The sequence below is a fragment of the Lysinibacillus sp. BS3 genome (assembly GCF_039614735.1).
Classification (GTDB): domain Bacteria; phylum Bacillota; class Bacilli; order Bacillales_A; family Planococcaceae; genus Lysinibacillus; species Lysinibacillus capsici.
Genome location: NZ_CP154860.1, coordinates 1,528,726 through 1,545,107 on the forward strand (window position 1 = coordinate 1,528,726; position 16,382 = coordinate 1,545,107).

At 35.9% G+C, this 16,382-nt stretch carries 15 protein-coding genes; all 15 read right to left on the reverse strand.

Features of this window, described 5'->3' with window-relative positions:
* Positions 1–151 precede the first annotated feature (151 nt).
* Positions 152–1,534, reverse strand: coding sequence for a HAMP domain-containing sensor histidine kinase (locus AAJG31_RS07935; RefSeq protein ID WP_279494252.1), 1,383 nt, complete (start codon positions 1,532–1,534; stop codon positions 152–154).
* Positions 1,522–2,184 carry a response regulator transcription factor gene (locus AAJG31_RS07940; protein ID WP_004224888.1) on the reverse strand — a complete coding sequence of 221 codons (663 nt, stop codon included), beginning with the start codon at positions 2,182–2,184 and terminating at the stop codon, positions 1,522–1,524. The genes AAJG31_RS07935 and AAJG31_RS07940 overlap by 13 nt, the downstream gene beginning before the upstream one ends.
* A 26-nt stretch (positions 2,185–2,210) precedes the next feature.
* Positions 2,211–2,963, reverse strand: a complete 753-nt coding sequence (locus tag AAJG31_RS07945; protein ID WP_202341638.1) for a lantibiotic immunity ABC transporter MutG family permease subunit — start codon at positions 2,961–2,963, stop codon at positions 2,211–2,213.
* A gap of 3 nt (positions 2,964–2,966) precedes the next feature.
* On the reverse strand, positions 2,967–3,695 hold the full coding sequence (locus AAJG31_RS07950; RefSeq protein WP_288583984.1) for a lantibiotic immunity ABC transporter MutE/EpiE family permease subunit: 729 nt from the start codon (positions 3,693–3,695) through the stop codon (positions 2,967–2,969).
* Position 3,696: 1 nt separating this feature from the next.
* The gene (locus tag AAJG31_RS07955) at positions 3,697–4,404 is read right to left on the reverse strand and encodes a lantibiotic protection ABC transporter ATP-binding protein (RefSeq protein ID WP_279494250.1); all 708 of its coding nucleotides are present in this window, start codon (positions 4,402–4,404) and stop codon (positions 3,697–3,699) included.
* A 154-nt stretch (positions 4,405–4,558) separates the two neighbouring features.
* Positions 4,559–5,425 carry a 2-oxoacid:ferredoxin oxidoreductase subunit beta gene (locus AAJG31_RS07960; protein ID WP_004224896.1) on the reverse strand — a complete coding sequence of 289 codons (867 nt, stop codon included), beginning with the start codon at positions 5,423–5,425 and terminating at the stop codon, positions 4,559–4,561.
* Positions 5,425–7,164, reverse strand: coding sequence for a 2-oxoacid:acceptor oxidoreductase subunit alpha (locus AAJG31_RS07965; RefSeq protein WP_269898909.1), 1,740 nt, complete (start codon positions 7,162–7,164; stop codon positions 5,425–5,427). The genes AAJG31_RS07960 and AAJG31_RS07965 overlap by 1 nt, the downstream gene beginning before the upstream one ends.
* A gap of 263 nt (positions 7,165–7,427) precedes the next feature.
* Positions 7,428–7,694, reverse strand: coding sequence for a stage V sporulation protein S (locus AAJG31_RS07970; RefSeq protein ID WP_004224903.1), 267 nt, complete (start codon positions 7,692–7,694; stop codon positions 7,428–7,430).
* 177 nt (positions 7,695–7,871) lie between these two features.
* On the reverse strand, positions 7,872–8,669 hold the full coding sequence (locus tag AAJG31_RS07975) for a TIGR00282 family metallophosphoesterase (RefSeq protein WP_048391507.1): 798 nt from the start codon (positions 8,667–8,669) through the stop codon (positions 7,872–7,874).
* A 114-nt stretch (positions 8,670–8,783) separates the two neighbouring features.
* Complete coding sequence (locus AAJG31_RS07980; RefSeq protein WP_279494244.1) at positions 8,784–9,893, reverse strand: acyltransferase family protein; 1,110 nt, start codon at positions 9,891–9,893, stop codon at positions 8,784–8,786.
* A 77-nt stretch (positions 9,894–9,970) separates the two neighbouring features.
* On the reverse strand, positions 9,971–11,482 hold the full coding sequence (locus tag AAJG31_RS07985; protein WP_269898911.1) for a polysaccharide transport protein: 1,512 nt from the start codon (positions 11,480–11,482) through the stop codon (positions 9,971–9,973).
* Positions 11,472–12,563 (reverse strand): glycosyltransferase, encoded by a 1,092-nt coding sequence (locus AAJG31_RS07990; protein WP_054550542.1) that lies wholly within the window; start codon positions 12,561–12,563, stop codon positions 11,472–11,474. Before AAJG31_RS07990 ends, AAJG31_RS07985 begins: the two co-directional genes overlap by 11 nt.
* 5 nt (positions 12,564–12,568) lie before the next feature.
* Positions 12,569–13,912, reverse strand: a complete 1,344-nt coding sequence (locus AAJG31_RS07995) for a hypothetical protein (RefSeq protein WP_054550541.1) — start codon at positions 13,910–13,912, stop codon at positions 12,569–12,571.
* A complete protein-coding gene (locus tag AAJG31_RS08000) occupies positions 13,899–15,089 on the reverse strand; it encodes a glycosyltransferase (protein ID WP_279494240.1) in 1,191 nt (396 codons plus the stop codon). Before AAJG31_RS08000 ends, AAJG31_RS07995 begins: the two co-directional genes overlap by 14 nt.
* A gap of 114 nt (positions 15,090–15,203) precedes the next feature.
* A complete protein-coding gene (locus AAJG31_RS08005; RefSeq protein WP_279494238.1) occupies positions 15,204–16,322 on the reverse strand; it encodes a glycosyltransferase family 4 protein in 1,119 nt (372 codons plus the stop codon).
* Positions 16,323–16,382 lie beyond the last annotated feature (60 nt).

A 16,382-nucleotide genomic window follows, 5' to 3' on the forward strand; every position in this document is an offset into this window, starting at 1 on the left:
TTTCTATAAAAAAAGCCCTTTATAAGGATAGTTAGTTGTAAAACCTTACTTCCAATAAAAAGGACTAAATTTATTACTAGGGTAACATGAAGGACTTCATTAGAGCAATGACTTTGATTTCTACCCGCAGTAAATTGGAAAAAATAAACTGTTACTCCATCCTCATAACAGGAATAGTGACTGTCACTTTTCCTCCACCCGTTATCGAATCATTAGCGAGTGTTATTACCCCATCATGCTTTTTAATAACTGACTCTGCAATATAAAGGCCCATACCATGATGATCTGTTGTATTTCTACTTGGGTCTCCACGATAAAATTGTTTGGTAGCCTCTTTTAAATCTTTTGCTGAAAAACCAGTACCACTATCTTTCACAGTAAAATGAATAACATCCCCCTTTCCTTCAACAGATAAAGTGACTTTGCCGTTATTTGGTGTGTGCTCAACTGCATTGACAATCACATTTAATAGAGCCCGATAAAAAAGCTCTTCCTCTATCATAATGGAAGTAGGTAGCCTGACCATTTCTACACTAACTTCAAGATTTTTTTCTAAAGCAAGAGCTTTCATTTGTTGTTCGACCTGTTGAATAAAAGAATGCATGGCGACATTTGATTTTGAGGTGACAATACCTTGCTCCACATTCGAAAGATCCATTAATTGCTTTGTGAACTTTTCAATTTCAACCGTATTTTTTAATATATAATGGTTAAATTCTTTTTGCATTTCATCTTGGGCGGTGTCCAATAAAAGTTCGGCATTTCCCCGAATAATCGTCAATGGTGTTTTCAGGTCATGTGCCAGTGCTGATATTTGTTCTCTGCGCAATCTTTCTGCCCGCCATTGCTGTGTCAAAGAAGTATTTAATGCTTCCTTCATTTGTTCAAAAGAAAGAGCAATATCATCAATTTCTTGGATTCCAGACGGTTGTAAATGAAATGCCAAATTTTGATGTTGTATTTTTTCAATAGCTTCTTGTAAGCCCATCATTTTTTGTTTTAGTCTTCTGCCAAAATGAACAGCAAGTACCGCTGCTTGTACAACAACTCCAATAATAAAAACTAATAAAACTGTTAATTGCGGATTAGGTAAATAATTTCTTATGATAGCAGAGCGATACTCAGGTACTAAACTATAGCGTAAAATACATACTTCCTGTTCGCGCTCAATAAATGCATAAAATCGAGAACTTCCCTGCTTTTCTCCTTTTTGTTTTAACTGCCATGCATAGGAAGCCTCTTCTTTAGTTAAATTGCCTGAAATAAACTCTCCCTGGTTTGAAACCACTGCATATTCTACAAGGTCAGGGATCATCGCATCCGTTACCGAGCTGCTTGTAGCAATTCGATCTTTTGCTAACGTGATTTGTGCCTCTGCATAATTTGCAGGTAAAATAATATTAGCTGAAAAGGCAAACATAAATAGACCTATTAATAGTGCCACTAAAAGAATGATGCCAATGCACAGAAAAAATAAATATCTCAGAAAAAATGTATGCAGACGTGTTCCTTTCCTCGGTTTTACGGTTTCCACTTATAGCCAATCCCCCAAACCGTATCAATGACTTCTATATCAAATGCATGCAGCTTTGAACGAATATTTTTAATATGCTCTGTTATCGCTGTACTGTCACTTTTGCCATCAAATCCAAAAATCGTTTCGTATATTTGTTCTTTAGAAAAAACTTGCCCGCGATGACGCGCTAAAAATTCACATATTTCATACTCACTTTTGGTTAACGGAATCCTCTCATTTTGAACAAATAGTTCTTTACCAGAAAGATTAAAATGAACTTTACCATGATAAAGAACATTCCGTTTCTCTCTATTTTCACGTCGAATATGAGCATTTACCCTTGCCCGTAGTTCGCCAATACTAAAAGGTTTGATTAAATAGTCATCTGCACCTAAGCCAAGACCAAACATAATATCTTCCTCTAAGGTTTTAGCGGTAAGAAAAAGAATCGGACAATCTACCGCATGGCGAATTTGCCTACATAGCGTAAAGCCATCAATAGCAGGCATCATCACATCAAGTAAGATTAGATCAAAGAAGCCTAGATCCATCTTCTCTACCTCTGTCGAATTAAACACAATATTTACTAAATGATTATCTTTATGTAGTGCATTTTTAACCAGCATTAAAATATCAATTTCATCATCAACTACTAATATATTTGCCATAATTTATCCTCAACCATCCATTCCTACTATTCAGCTGCTCTACCTTCCCATCTCCAAAACCATAGGCAAGATAATGCAAAAGCCAGTATGCTTCCAGCTAAGCACCATATTATACTAGTTTGGATACTTCCTTCGAGCAATGTTAAATTTGTGCCCGCCGAAGTTAAAATCCATAAAGAAACAAAGTGACCGCTCCATCCATACGGTAAAAAGGGCCAAATAGCATCACCTAAACCAGTAAGCAACAAAGCGACCAGCAGGGCTTCTACAATGCCTAAACCAATCGAAGCACCTTTTCCAAATTGGAAGCTTACAAATAAATGTAAAATATAAAAAATAATATGACTGCTGAATAAAATACAGGCAGCAACACTATAAAATAAATAGTCAAAATCTACTTCATGTAATAATTCTCTAAAGCCCATACTAAAAATAGCTACAGACATAAAGATGGCTCCAAAGCTATACATCAATAATAATATAAGCTTACTCAAGTATGCCTTTATTTTTATTTTTGTTGAGACTAGCATGCTTTGATAATGACCTGCCTTCGCCTCCTGATCGGATGCCATTGCACATACTAATCCTATAATCATAGGTAGTCCACACGCTAGGCCTTGAAAATAGGCAGTTACTTTTCCGTGAAAATCCCATGGTGAATAGGAATAGTAAGCTAAAAACAATCCAGAAATAGCAATGGGGACAAGTAGATGTGTAAGTAGTAATGGAGTTCGTCTTGTTTTAAGACTTTCTGCTCTCAATAATCGTAACATGTCCATTTGCTATTTGGCCTCCCTTTTTTGAAACCACTTTGTCGTGAGTGAAGTGATTATGATAAACCAAGTGATCGTTATCAATAATCCAGGAAATATAACATCGTTATTGAGTAAAGAACTACCCTCAGGTACTGGTAGACCATTTGGTAATATACCGAGAGTTGAGCATAATAGACGTGCACCTATTGCAAAAGGATAGCAATACCATAGCTCTCCATCAGCAAATACTACAATCCCTACGATATTGGCAACTACATTGAGCAAAATAGCCAAATAGGTTCCTAATTTAGCTGCCAGAAAAAGACATAAGGGAATTTGCCACAAAAACGTTACGAAAATAATTAGAGAACTTAATAAGCTGCTTGTTATTGGTAAGCTATGATCAAATAGCCATCCCCCTACTGTAATTCCTCCAAAGAACATAATAGTGATAATGAAAAGCCATACACCTGATGAAAGTATTTTTCCCAACCAAACCTTTTTGAGGCCAAGTGGTAGTGCAAGTATACTATGGTATTTCAACTTCTTATCTTTTTCGATCACTAAGGCACAGCAAATCGTCAGTGCACCTGGCAGAAGCATCGTATACCACCAGTTATAAGCTCCTGTTTGAAAATATTCACCTCCCATCAGTACAGCGCCTATAAGTAAGGTTATAAGTGGCGTAAGCCACAGTAGTTTGGGAATAAAAGTTCGCTTCCATTTTAATTGTTCTGCTTTCATGATGGCTAACATACTAATGACCTACCTTTCTGTTGGCAGTAACAACCTGCATGAAGAGTGACTCTAATTCATGACCTTGTGGAGCTGGTCCCTGATAGCCAAGCTTGCCACCAGCAATAATGCCAATATCATCCACAACTTGTTCTACCTCATGCAAAATATGACTAGACAATATAACAGTGATACCTTGTTCTGGCAAGGAGCGAATGAGCTTACGAAGCTCTTGTATACCGATTGGATCCAAACCATTTGTCGGCTCATCTAAAATTAACAGTTTCGGTTTGTTTAACAGCGCAATTGCTATACCTAATCGTTGCTTCATCCCTAAAGAAAACTGACCTGCTCGTTTTTTCCCCGTATTCGTTAAATCTACAATCTCCAATACTTCGTCAATCCGACTTTGTGGTATGCCTAACGCTATCGTTCGAACTTTTAGATTCTCTTTAGCTGTTAAATTATCATACAAGGGTGGTGTTTCAATTAAGACCCCGATATCCTGCAAATCTTTTCTTGACCATAGATGTCCATTAAAAATGATATCTCCAGCATTAGGTCGTAGCATGCCCGTTATCATCTTTAAGGTTGTAGATTTTCCCGCTCCGTTAGGTCCAAGTAAGCCATAAACTGAATTACGTTTAATTTCTAACGATAAATTATCTACAATGTTTTGTCCTTTAAACGCTTTATTCAGATTGTTTGTTTTCAATATCAAATCTTTCATAATTAGGCATCATCCTTTCGATGACCTTAGTGTAAAAAATAAATATAAGGATTTTATAAGGATTCCATAACAATTACTTACTTGCGATCGATTACTAAAGCATAAAAAAAGCATTTGGAATGACTTCATTCCAAATGCTTCGATCCTATCAATTTTACATAAATTCTTTTACTAAATCATTAAAATCATTTTCGCTCATTTTGATATCGATATCTGTTAATGGTAACTCAGAGTAGCCAGGTACTTTTTCTTGATACGACGTTGTTTCAGTATCATGATAAATAATGCCTGTTACTAAGCCCTCGTGTTCCATCACTGTACGCATTGCCATACCACGATCTGAGTGATCATAACCTTCAACATCTGCTAATTTTGTTAAATTTTCTTTAAACCAATCATATGTGTTCACTTTGTTATACGTTACACAAGGTGAAAAGACATTGATAAATGAGAAACCTTTATGGTTAATACCAGCTTCAATTAGTGCTGTTAATTCTTTAATATCTGTAGAGAAGCCCTGCGCCACAAATGTTGCACCACTTGTTAACGCTACCTCTAATGGTTTCAATGATGGCTCAATCGCTCCACCTGGTGTAGATTTTGTAATAAATCCAGCAGCTGAACGTGGAGATGTTTGACCTTTTGTTAAACCATAAATTTGGTTATCCATTACAATATAAGTTATATCAATATTACGGCGGATGGCATGAATTGTATGCCCCATACCAATAGCAAATCCATCACCATCACCACCAGAAGCGATAACATGTAAATCACGATTAGCCATTTTTAATCCCTGTGCAATCGGAAGTGCACGGCCATGAATACCATGGAATCCATAAGAATTGATATATCCTGAAATTCGACCTGAACAACCAATTCCTGAAATGACAGCAAGTTCATTTGGTTCAATGCCGACATTTGCAGCAGCACGTTGGATAGCTGCTTGTACTGAGAAGTCTCCACAGCCTGGGCACCAGTTTGGTTTCACTGTATTACGAAAATCCTTAAATGTTGCCATTAGCGAGTCAACTCCTTCACACGATTTTCTAATTCACCTGGCAAGAATGGTGTACCGTTATATTTAGTGATTGTCACGATTTTATCGTGACCACCAACATTCATTTTCATAATATTAGCTAATTGACCTGTATAGTTATTTTCTACAACGATCACCTTTTTCGCTTGTGCAACAAGAGGTGCTATTTCTGCAGATGGGAATGGGTGAATTAATCGAATATGTGCATGATTCACTTTCATTCCTTGCGCATTCAGTCGCTCTTGCACTTCTTCAATAGCACCTCTTGTTGAGTTAAAGCCTACTAATAAAATATCGGCTTCCTCATGTGGTGCATTGACAAAGACTGGGTTATCAAATTTCAAACTCTCTAATTTACGGAAGCGTTTATCCATTTGAGTTTGGCGATTACCTGTTGCCTCAGATGGCTTCCCTGTTTCATCATGTTCAACACCTGTAACGTGATGAATACCATGCAATGTACCTGGTAAGACACGAGGTGAAATGCCATCTTCTGTATCTTCGTAACGCTTGAAGTAGGCTTTATCTGCCGCTTCCTCAAGATCATCCATCACAATTTTACCGCGACGAATTTCAATTTTATTATAATCAAATGGCTCAACAGATTGTTTACCTAGAGATAATTGTAGATCTGTCATTAAGATTACTGGTAATTGTAATTCCTCTGCAATGTTAAATGCTTGGATCGTATCAAAGAAAGCTTCCTCCATTGTAGAAGGTGCAATGACTACTTTAGGAATTTCTCCATGAGTACCGTAAAGCATAGCCATCAAGTCAGATTGTTCTTGCTTAGTTGGTAACCCAGTTGAAGGGCCTCCACGTTGTGTATCAACTACTACTAAAGGTTGCTCTGTCATACCTGAAAGACCAATTGCTTCCATCATTAATGAAAGACCAGGACCAGCAGAAGCGGTAAAGGAACGTACACCGCCAAAATTAGCGCCAATAGCCATTGTTGCTGCTGCAATCTCATCTTCCGTTTGGATGACCGTTCCACCGAATTTCGGCAATTTTTTAATCAAGTATTCCATAATTTCAGACGCTGGTGTAATTGGGTATGCTGCCATAAAGCGTGTCCCAGCAGCTAATGCACCAAGTGCTATCGCATCGTTCCCAATCATAAACATACGACGTTTACCATCTGCAGGTGCAAGCTCCCATTCGCCTATACGATCAACTAACAGCTCATTCATAATTTGACGACCACGTGTAATGGCTTCCATATTTTTTTGTACGACTTCTTCGCCCTTTTTACCAAAAATATCATCGACAACATTTTGGAATACTGCGTCTTCTAGGTTTAGCAATGATGCAGTTGCGCCGATAGCCACCATGTTTTTCATTAACGAAGTACCAAGCTCTGCTGCTACTTCTGTAAACGGTACTGCAAATAATGGTGCTTTTGAATCCTCTGGTTTAACAGGATCAAATTTTGCATCGGCTAAAATAATACCCTTTTCTGTAAGCTCTTTATAATTGACATCAATTGTTTCTTGATCGAATGCCACTAAAATATCTAAATCATCCGCAATTGAACGTACTTCTGTTGGACGAACTGTAATTTTATTATTCGTATGGCCACCTTTAATTCGAGAAGAGAAGTGACGATAACCGTATAGGAAATAACCTAGACGATTCATTGCCATTGAGAAAATCTCACCTGTACTCTCAATCCCTTCACCCTGTTGCCCACCGACTTTCCATGAAAGCTGATGTAACATGTCAACAACTCCTTAAATCCAATGTGTACTATTATTTTTCCTTCATAAGTTTAACACGAAGAAACCGTCTGGACTATTGTTTCTCCACGATTTAGGCGAAAATCAGACCTTTGACTGAAAATCCTGTTCATAAAGTTGTAATTTTCAAATCTAAGCAAAATCACGCCCCTATTTCAAGTGACATCTATCATATGTAAAACAGGAAAACGAAAAAATGCTCCGCCACCATATTATGTGACAGAGCATTTTACTTCATTACTTTTTTATCGAATACGTTTTTCCACTAGCAGCTTTAATGCTGTTCGTTCTTCTCCAGCAATCAAAATATCGGCAAACGCCGGCGCGCAAATTAAATCTGTGCCACTTGGCGCTACAAATCCGCGTGCAATGGCCACTGCTTTCACGGCTTGGTTAAGTGCACCTGCCCCAACTGCTTGCATTTCTGCCTGCCCTTTTTCTCTGATTACCGCGACTAATGCACCTGCAACTGAATTTGGATTAGAGCGTGATGATACTTTTAATGAATCCACAATTATTCCTCCCCGTTTCGCGAATAGTGTTTACGCTCAACAACTCATGTCCCCCTTTTTGGACCTCAAGTTATTGTCCGTAGCACATTTTATGCTCCGCAAAACGGAAATAGACTAGTTTGACAAAGAAACCTATATCCCCGTAAAAGAAACGTAAAAAAACATTCTTCGACTTATCTACCCTTGAAATGGATAGTCTTCATTTATATAAATGCGTTCACAGGCAATAGCTTTTCCTGTTCGATCATCCATCTCGACAAAGAAACCACTCAAAACCTCTCGCCCTTTTTTCGGAACTTCAAAACGAGATGGCATGTTTGTTTGGAATTTATAGATGACACTTTCCTTCGTCATACCTAAAATTTCATCGTACGGCCCTGTCATACCAACATCCGTGATATAAGCCGTACCTTGTGGGTAGATTCTTGCATCTGCTGTTTGCACATGTGTATGTGTCCCAACAACCGCTGAAGCCTTTCCATCTAAATGCCAACCAAGAGCGATTTTTTCACTAGTCGCTTCAGCATGAAAATCCACGAAGACAAGTGGAGATATTTGTCGAGCCTCTGCAATCAATTGATCTGCCATTGCAAACGGATCCTCATGTGGCGGTAAAAATACACGACCATGTAAATTAATGACAGATAATGTCACGCCATTTTTAGAAATCTGAACCATACCTTTACCAGGTGCTTCACTTGAAAAGTTTGCCGGACGGATTAAGTAATCCGCGTCATCAATAAAATCAAAAATATCTTTATTGTCCCATGTATGATTCCCCATCGTAATAACATCTACACCCATTTGTAGCAAGCTATTATAAATATTACGAGTAATCCCTCGTCCTGCCGCAGCATTTTCCCCATTTGCAATCACAACATCTGGATTATACTTCTTTTTTAAGCGAGGTAAATATTTTTCCACCGCATCTCGACCAATTGAACCAACAATATCACCAATAAATAGAACTTTCATTATGCAAGACCACACTTTCTCTAAATAACATCTTTTAGTTTACCATCTTTGCTTTGGCAATCGCAAAGTAAAACGCAAGCCTTACCACATTTACACGTTTAAATACCCGTTTATTTAGGATTTCTGGATGGGAAATTGTGCATCTTTTTTATTAGAGGAGTCCCCATTGGTATTGAGTTGCCCTATAAAAAAAGCACCTAATTTCCATTTACTCATTATATATGTTATACAAATGGAGCAACTGAGACTGACAATAAATGAAATGGCAATGACAGAAAATACACTTAATGTTTCGATAAAATTCGTTAAAAAAATTTTAAGTAGGCTATTAACTAGGGGATGTAATAAATATATACCGAAGGAATAACGACTAATAAAAATGATAAATTTCGGCATTTTTCTTCTGTTACTCGCGATGAAAAATAACAGAAAAGCTACACTGAATGTATAAAGGATAACGTCTATTCTCTTTGAATGAACTTCCGTAATAATACCTGATAATTGAGTGATTAGCAAAAGACTTACTGTGATTAGTAATACTGCTAGTAACAAATAACGAAAACGCTGTAACCACGATAGAAATTTATCATAATTTTTTCCACAGTAATAAGCTACTGCAAAATAAGCAATCCACGCAGGAAATGGCATCTTATTAAAAAAATCCCATTGTAAACTAGTATACGCTAAATCAGGAAAATACTTAAATGGATCCAAAAAATTAAAAAAGGCTAAGTAACCAAAATTAATGATAAAAGCAGTCATTATTACTTTATAGGCAGGGTATCTTGAGGCAATAAATTTCACAAAAAATGGATGAATGATATAAAACTGAAAAATGATCACGATAAAATAACCATGGAAATCACCTTCCAAATAATTTAGTAGTAGTTTTTTGGCAAATTCAATAGAAGGCAATTCAATTGATTTAAGAACGGCATCAAGTAGTCCAATAAAAAGAAATGGCGTTAACATATATTTATAACGTTTTACATAAAACTTTTTCGGCAAACGATCTGAATAGGAATAGGCAATGACAAACTCTGAGATAAATATAAAAAGAGGTGTCCCGAACATAAAGATCAGCTGAATAGATGTCAGGATTACGAATAGTGGACCTTCTTCTATGTCATACATGTTCAATGCCAACGTAACACTATGCATTAACACAATCCCTAAGCAAGCAACGTATCGTAGTAAATATATTTCTTTGACTTCTCGCTTCATCACCCTCACCTGCCATTTCAAAGGAATCAATTTGCCTTTCAATTATGCTACTTACCTTACTCAATGCAGGGATAAAATTATTTACTATTGGTAGTTGTTCTCTTTAATTGCACCAAAATATCTCGCATTGTTTGAGGCTCAATAATAAAATTACCTACTAATAAAATAAACATCGTCCACAAGGAAATACATATAGCGGCTACAAGCCATGAACCTGCAGATGTAATATGGAGCTCGATAAAAAATATAAATGGTATTGCTGCAGTAAGTGCAAAAATACTATTTTGCACAATTTTTTTGACAGTATCTTTAGGTGAATTTTGTAAAATCTTTTTAGAAGAATAAATGATTAAATCATAAGTACGATAGCCGTATGAACAAATTCCTCCCAGTAATATTCCTTCTGCGCCAAAAAACTGTACAAAAACAAGAGAAACTACAAGGTTGATTAATGCTTCCATAATGGCACGATTTTTCGTCTCTCTAAAATGGCCTGCAGCATTCACTAACGTATTGGCAGGAATCCGAATTGTATTCGCTACTCCTACAATGACAAACAATATTGCTAACCAGGGCCTTATGTAATTGGCATCTTCAATCCCTGCTGTATAAATCTTTATAAATGGCAATATTAAAATAGCTGTACATGTGTAGCTAAAAGCAATGATGCCATAAAAAATATATTCAAAGTGATTAAAATATTTCCGAAGAACGTCCTTATCCTCTTTGACAAGAATGTCTCCAAAAGCTGCTAATATCGCCCCTGAAAAAGTGGATATAAACAAAGTGACTGCATTAAACACCATACTATAAACTGTAAACACACTGACTTCTGTTAAGCCCAGAAAAATCGTTATTAAAATAAACGGCGTGTTAAACACCACTAACGAGGCAATTTGATGAATTAAAGCATCCCATTTATCTTTAATTGCTAACGTATTCGCTTGTTTTTTACTATTGAAATATGGATATTTCTTTTTAACATACAATCTTAAAAAAAGAACATCCAGTAGCAATATGGCACTTGAACTAGCAACAACAATGACGATGGAAAAACCAAATGCTATCAAAGTAACTGACAATAGTGCACTCGCAAAAAGCAACATTGTTTGAATGCGAAAAATAACATAGCTTTTTTGATCTGCCGACAGTAGAACTAAATATTTCCCTATAAAAAAATACTCCCACATGCCACTAATCCCCAAAATAAGTACCATGTAAAGAGCCGTTCGCGGATTCACTTCATCTCCTACTAATAACGGATAACAAATAGCCAAAATGGCGACTAATCCAACAAAGACATAACCCGAACGTCTATAAAAACGATTAGTCGCTGAAAGAATTCCATTTATTTGGTCTTTATCACCCTTGGCTAGTGGCTTATAAAGTGCCACTATAGATGCATTACCAACCCCAGCCTCTACTATTTTTAAATAACTTAAAAATTGCTTAATCGACGAAACAAGCCCGTTTGTAGCAGAGCCGTATGTTGTCATAAATAGTCGAGGTAAAATGAAATTAATAACCGCTGCAACAACTTGTAGTAATACATTAGACATTAAATTTAAAACTAGTCTCTTAGTTCTCATGCTGGTAAGCACCTTTTCTTTTAGTAAAAGTAGGAATTAAACCTTTGCAATCACTGATCCGCCGTTTAAACCTATTCAACATGAAAAGTAAAAGAATTTGTTTTTTCTTTAATAACCAAGTATAGATCTTTGATTTGAGCGGCATATTTGTCATCCGAATCGCATGCAACGATCCATGAAACGCTTCATGAATCAACATTTTCTTAATAAAGGTACGCTTTTCATGTAAACGCTTATGGTTGAATCTATTCAATTCATTATTCACCGCTGCCATCACTAAATAAGTAAAATAATACTGAAGTTGTTCAGCAAAATTAGGAACCTGGTCTGCTTTCCTGTACTTTAAAACTTTCAATTGTTCATACAACACAAGTATTTTTTTAAAAAACATCTGATCATATCTAGCCGTCATGGAAGAAGAATGCTGACGGTAATGGTAGAGATACTGATTTTCTAATATATAAATACTTTCTGCATCAAGTAAGCTAGGATATGTACAAGCAACATCGTCCCCCATGCAAATTTGATCATCCACATCAAAGAGATTTTTCTCTAATAGGTCTCTTTTAAATATTTTGTTAGATAAAGATGGATATAAGCCAAAACGGTAATACTCGCCCGAATATAGCATAATTGGATATACTTCTTTTTCCATTCTATCCTTCCTGTACAAACCAGGCGAGACAAGCTGTGGTCTCTTCACTTCTTGGAGTGGATAATTTTCTACAATGTCACAAATAACAATATCTACATCAAAAACACGGGCAGTATTACATAATGATTTATACATATCAACTTCAATCCAATCATCACTATCTACATAACCAATATACTGTCCTTTGGCGACCCTTAGCCCTGCTTTACGGGCACTGACAGCACCACTATTTGCTTGATGAATGACGGTAATTCTTGTATCAGATTCGGCATATTCATCGCAGATTACCGAGCAGCTATCAGTCGAGCCATCATTTACTAATATCAACTCAAAATCTACGAATTCCTGTCTCAGAATACTATCAAGACACATTTTTAAGTAAGGTTCCGTATTATAGACGGGGACAATAATGCTTAAATATGGCACTCACCTCACCTCTCATTCATAGTAGTTCCCTTACTTTTACTCATAGTCAGTGCAAACATAATTAATAAAATATGATATGGAAAATAATCCATGACAAATGAATCAAGTCCTATATTCGCTATTAACATGATATAGAGAGGAATAGCGTTGATTGAAAGGATTTGAAAGCCTGGTCTATTCATAATTCCGACATTCTCTCTAAGTACTTTATAGAGGCTTGAAATGTATAGTACTGACAAGACTATTCCGATTAAACCTATATAATAGGGAGTTGATAAGTACATTGTATGTGCCATCTTTACCTTCGCAAAGCTTGTGCCAAAGCCTGCACCCAAAACAAATACTTTCGTGTTTTGAAGGATTTCATTTACAAATAGGCTCCAACTACTCACTCGACCAGTGGTAATGGCATCTGTCGATATTCCTGACCCAAAAAACCGAATCCAATAAATTTCGAATAACTTCTCGTAAAAAAAATAGAGGGCACCCCCACAAATAATCACGATAAAAGACGAAAATTTAATAGCAGTCTTCACATTATTTCTAATGAATACAACAAATGTCATCATAATGAAAACGATTAATGTAATAATAAACATTTTGGAATATGTCAGTATGCCAAAAAATGCTAATATCACGAGTAATACAATTGACTTTTTCTCCTTTTTTCCATCCAGATTAAAAAGCACTAATAAACAAGCCATAGCTATTAATACTTGCAAACTAAAGTAATTTGGATCTAAATCTAAACCCGTAAATCTTGTACTAATCGAGTTCATTGTCTTCACTGTATTCACAATGGTCATTGACTCTATGAAATGATCAATTTCTGGGATAGAATAACTAATCAATCGAACGATTGAAGCAGCTAGTAAACCCGATGCATAGATATACGTATACCTTCTGAAATATGCCTTATCATCGAGGGTCAATATTGCACAAAAGAGCACACTATAATTCAACACAAAGCCTAAAACTGCAATAAGATTACCACCACTAACTATCGTTACGGCCACCGTATAAAATGCAAATAAAAAATAGGTTAATAGGAGTCGTTTTGAAATACCTTGCTTTTGTAAAAAGAGCGTCAAAATACTTAACAAAATATAGAAAGAACTAAGTACAACAAGCAGTGAGTATCCTGATATATCGAATTTAATGACATACACCCACGAAATAAAAAACAATAAATAGTCAATTCGATGCTGCTGCTTATCTAGCAGCATCGCCAAACTAGTTAAAAGGAAGAAGAGCCAGAGAAATAGATTACTACCTGTATATATTTTGAATACGACAAAGATACTTGAAATTATACAAATGAGCACACTAAAATTCTTAGATTCTATCATGTACATCAAACTCCAATACAAGTTGCTCTTGAGCTTTTTTGTTTGTGTAGTGATTTTCCTCTATGTAATTTTTCATATTGTGTAGTAATTCTGTATTTTTCATAACACTAGAAATGACTTGAAAGATGTCTTGAATGTTAAAGCCTGTTATCAATCCGTTATGACCATTACAAATTTGTTCACCTGCTGCGGCAAAGTCCGTTGTAATAACAGGCGTTTGTACAATTAATGCCTCCCCAATGACCATTGGATAGCCTTCGTAGGCAGATGTTAAAACGAATACATCACTACATTTTATAAATGGATAGGGATTTTTCATTTCTCCTACAAATTCAACTACATCCTCTACACCTAGTTGCAAAGCTAATTGCTGATTTGAAAGTAGGTCTGGTCCATCCCCTAAAATGCGCCAGCGAAAATTATTTATAGAAGCTTCCTTTAACAACTTACACAGATGTGGAATAAGGTCGAACCTTTTTGTACTATTTTCAATTCGCCCGACAGATATTAAATCCAACTCGCTTTTATGAAACGGTGTATATTGACATGCCAGTTCTTTAATCTCTTCGATTGGAAAAAAATTATAAACCACTTGAATTTTATGTTGATATTGTGGAAGAAAATTTATTAAATTTTCCTTACATGCTACCGAAACACATAACAATCGATCAAAATTTTTATAGGTTTTGACACAAGCCTCATAATTAAAATTCGCTTTAATGGGATCTGTATGAATCCATGCTAACTTACGATCTGCTATCACAAACTGATCTACAAATAAATTGGTCCCCTTATTGAAGTATTGATTGGGTACATCATTAAAATAAGATATGGCGATATCATAATGACAATTATTGCGATGTTTTTTTAAAAGCATCGAATAGAAGTTATGGGAACCTATTAATCGAACAACTATCATACACACAATGCGTAAAATAATATGCCATACGTTATTTCTTTTTTTCACTTCAGCAAAAGGTGTAGCAATTAGTTGTAACAGTAAGTTCCCTGTAGTTACCTTCACATTGGAGGGAATATCGTTCATTAATTCCCCTCCACTAAATGTGAAAACATCTATCTCATATTTCTCGTAGAGGCTGATTTCTTTTAGCATATTAATTAACGCCTTTTGGATGCCACCCATTTGAAAATTTTGTGCAACAAATAATATTTTCATATTAGCCCCCCTAAAAATACTACTGTAAATTTTCATATTGCTCTTACGTAAATAAAAAACGGATCGATAGCCGCTACGTGCCACTTCCTTTGCTGCTCACACTCCGCATAGCTTTTATAAATTACTGTATAAATCTGTTATCCGTTTCTCCATTTTCGCCCAGCTGTAACCTTCTTCGTACAGTGCCTTCATTTCACGAGAAATTTCTGGCCATTCTTTTCTACGCTTTACCAAATTCTCAATTCCATTTTGTAAACTCTCTCTATTGTAATCAATAAGTTCTCCAAAATTATTTGTTGCAACTACTTCTGACATTCCCGTATTTTTCACCATAATCAAAGGCTTACCAAGCATTAATGCTTCATAGAATTTATTAGGTGCAGCATAATAATGGTTAGAGATGGTAGGATCATAAATAGCCGTCATAATGTCACAACTATTTTCTAACTCTATTGTTTTTTCATAGGGTAACTTACCATAAAAGTTTATATTGTCATGCATTTTCGAAGCTTGCAGCAATGTATCAGCTAACTTACCAAATCCACCAATATGCAGCTCATAACTTGGCGTATTCTTTACTACTTCAACCAGTTCACTAATCAATCGATTTTCAGTAAGTATACCTACATAGACTATTTTTACTTTTTTCGGATTCAAATCTAAGCAATCATTGGAATCTATATAACGTGGAGTATTATATATGACCTCTATTTTTTTAGGTGAAGCTTTAGCAATCTGTTCTTTGCGCTTTTCTGTACATATAATGACTGCATCCACACTATTCATAAGGCGTATATCTAGACTAGCAATGACCTTTCCAATAATCTCCGGTCCATAAAATGGTGAAGTATACGAATCAAATACGTCGTAGATTACTTTTTTACGAAGTAATTTCCCACATATTGTACCTATTAACGCTGTATCAAAATCACAAGCGTGAATCATATCATACGTATTTTTATGGCGAAGTAACCATTGAAAAAGTTTAAGTTGAAAATTTATAAATGGGACTAAGTTCTTTTTCAAACCTCCTCCAAATGTTGCCGGAATACCAAACCTTGTAATACGAATTGTCTGTTCACCTTCTAACAGCTGGTTCTTTATTTTATATTTTTTATCTCTATCCCAAGCTAAAATGTGAACCTTCCAATTATTTTTCGCAAGGCAATGTGCTTCCTTTTCAACCCTTGGATCTGGAGAAACAGGGTTACTCCTCATAAAAACAACTCGCATCTCATATGCCCCCCTTAAACACTGAATGTCTCTAGTGCTTCAGCTACTTTTCGCTTCCTT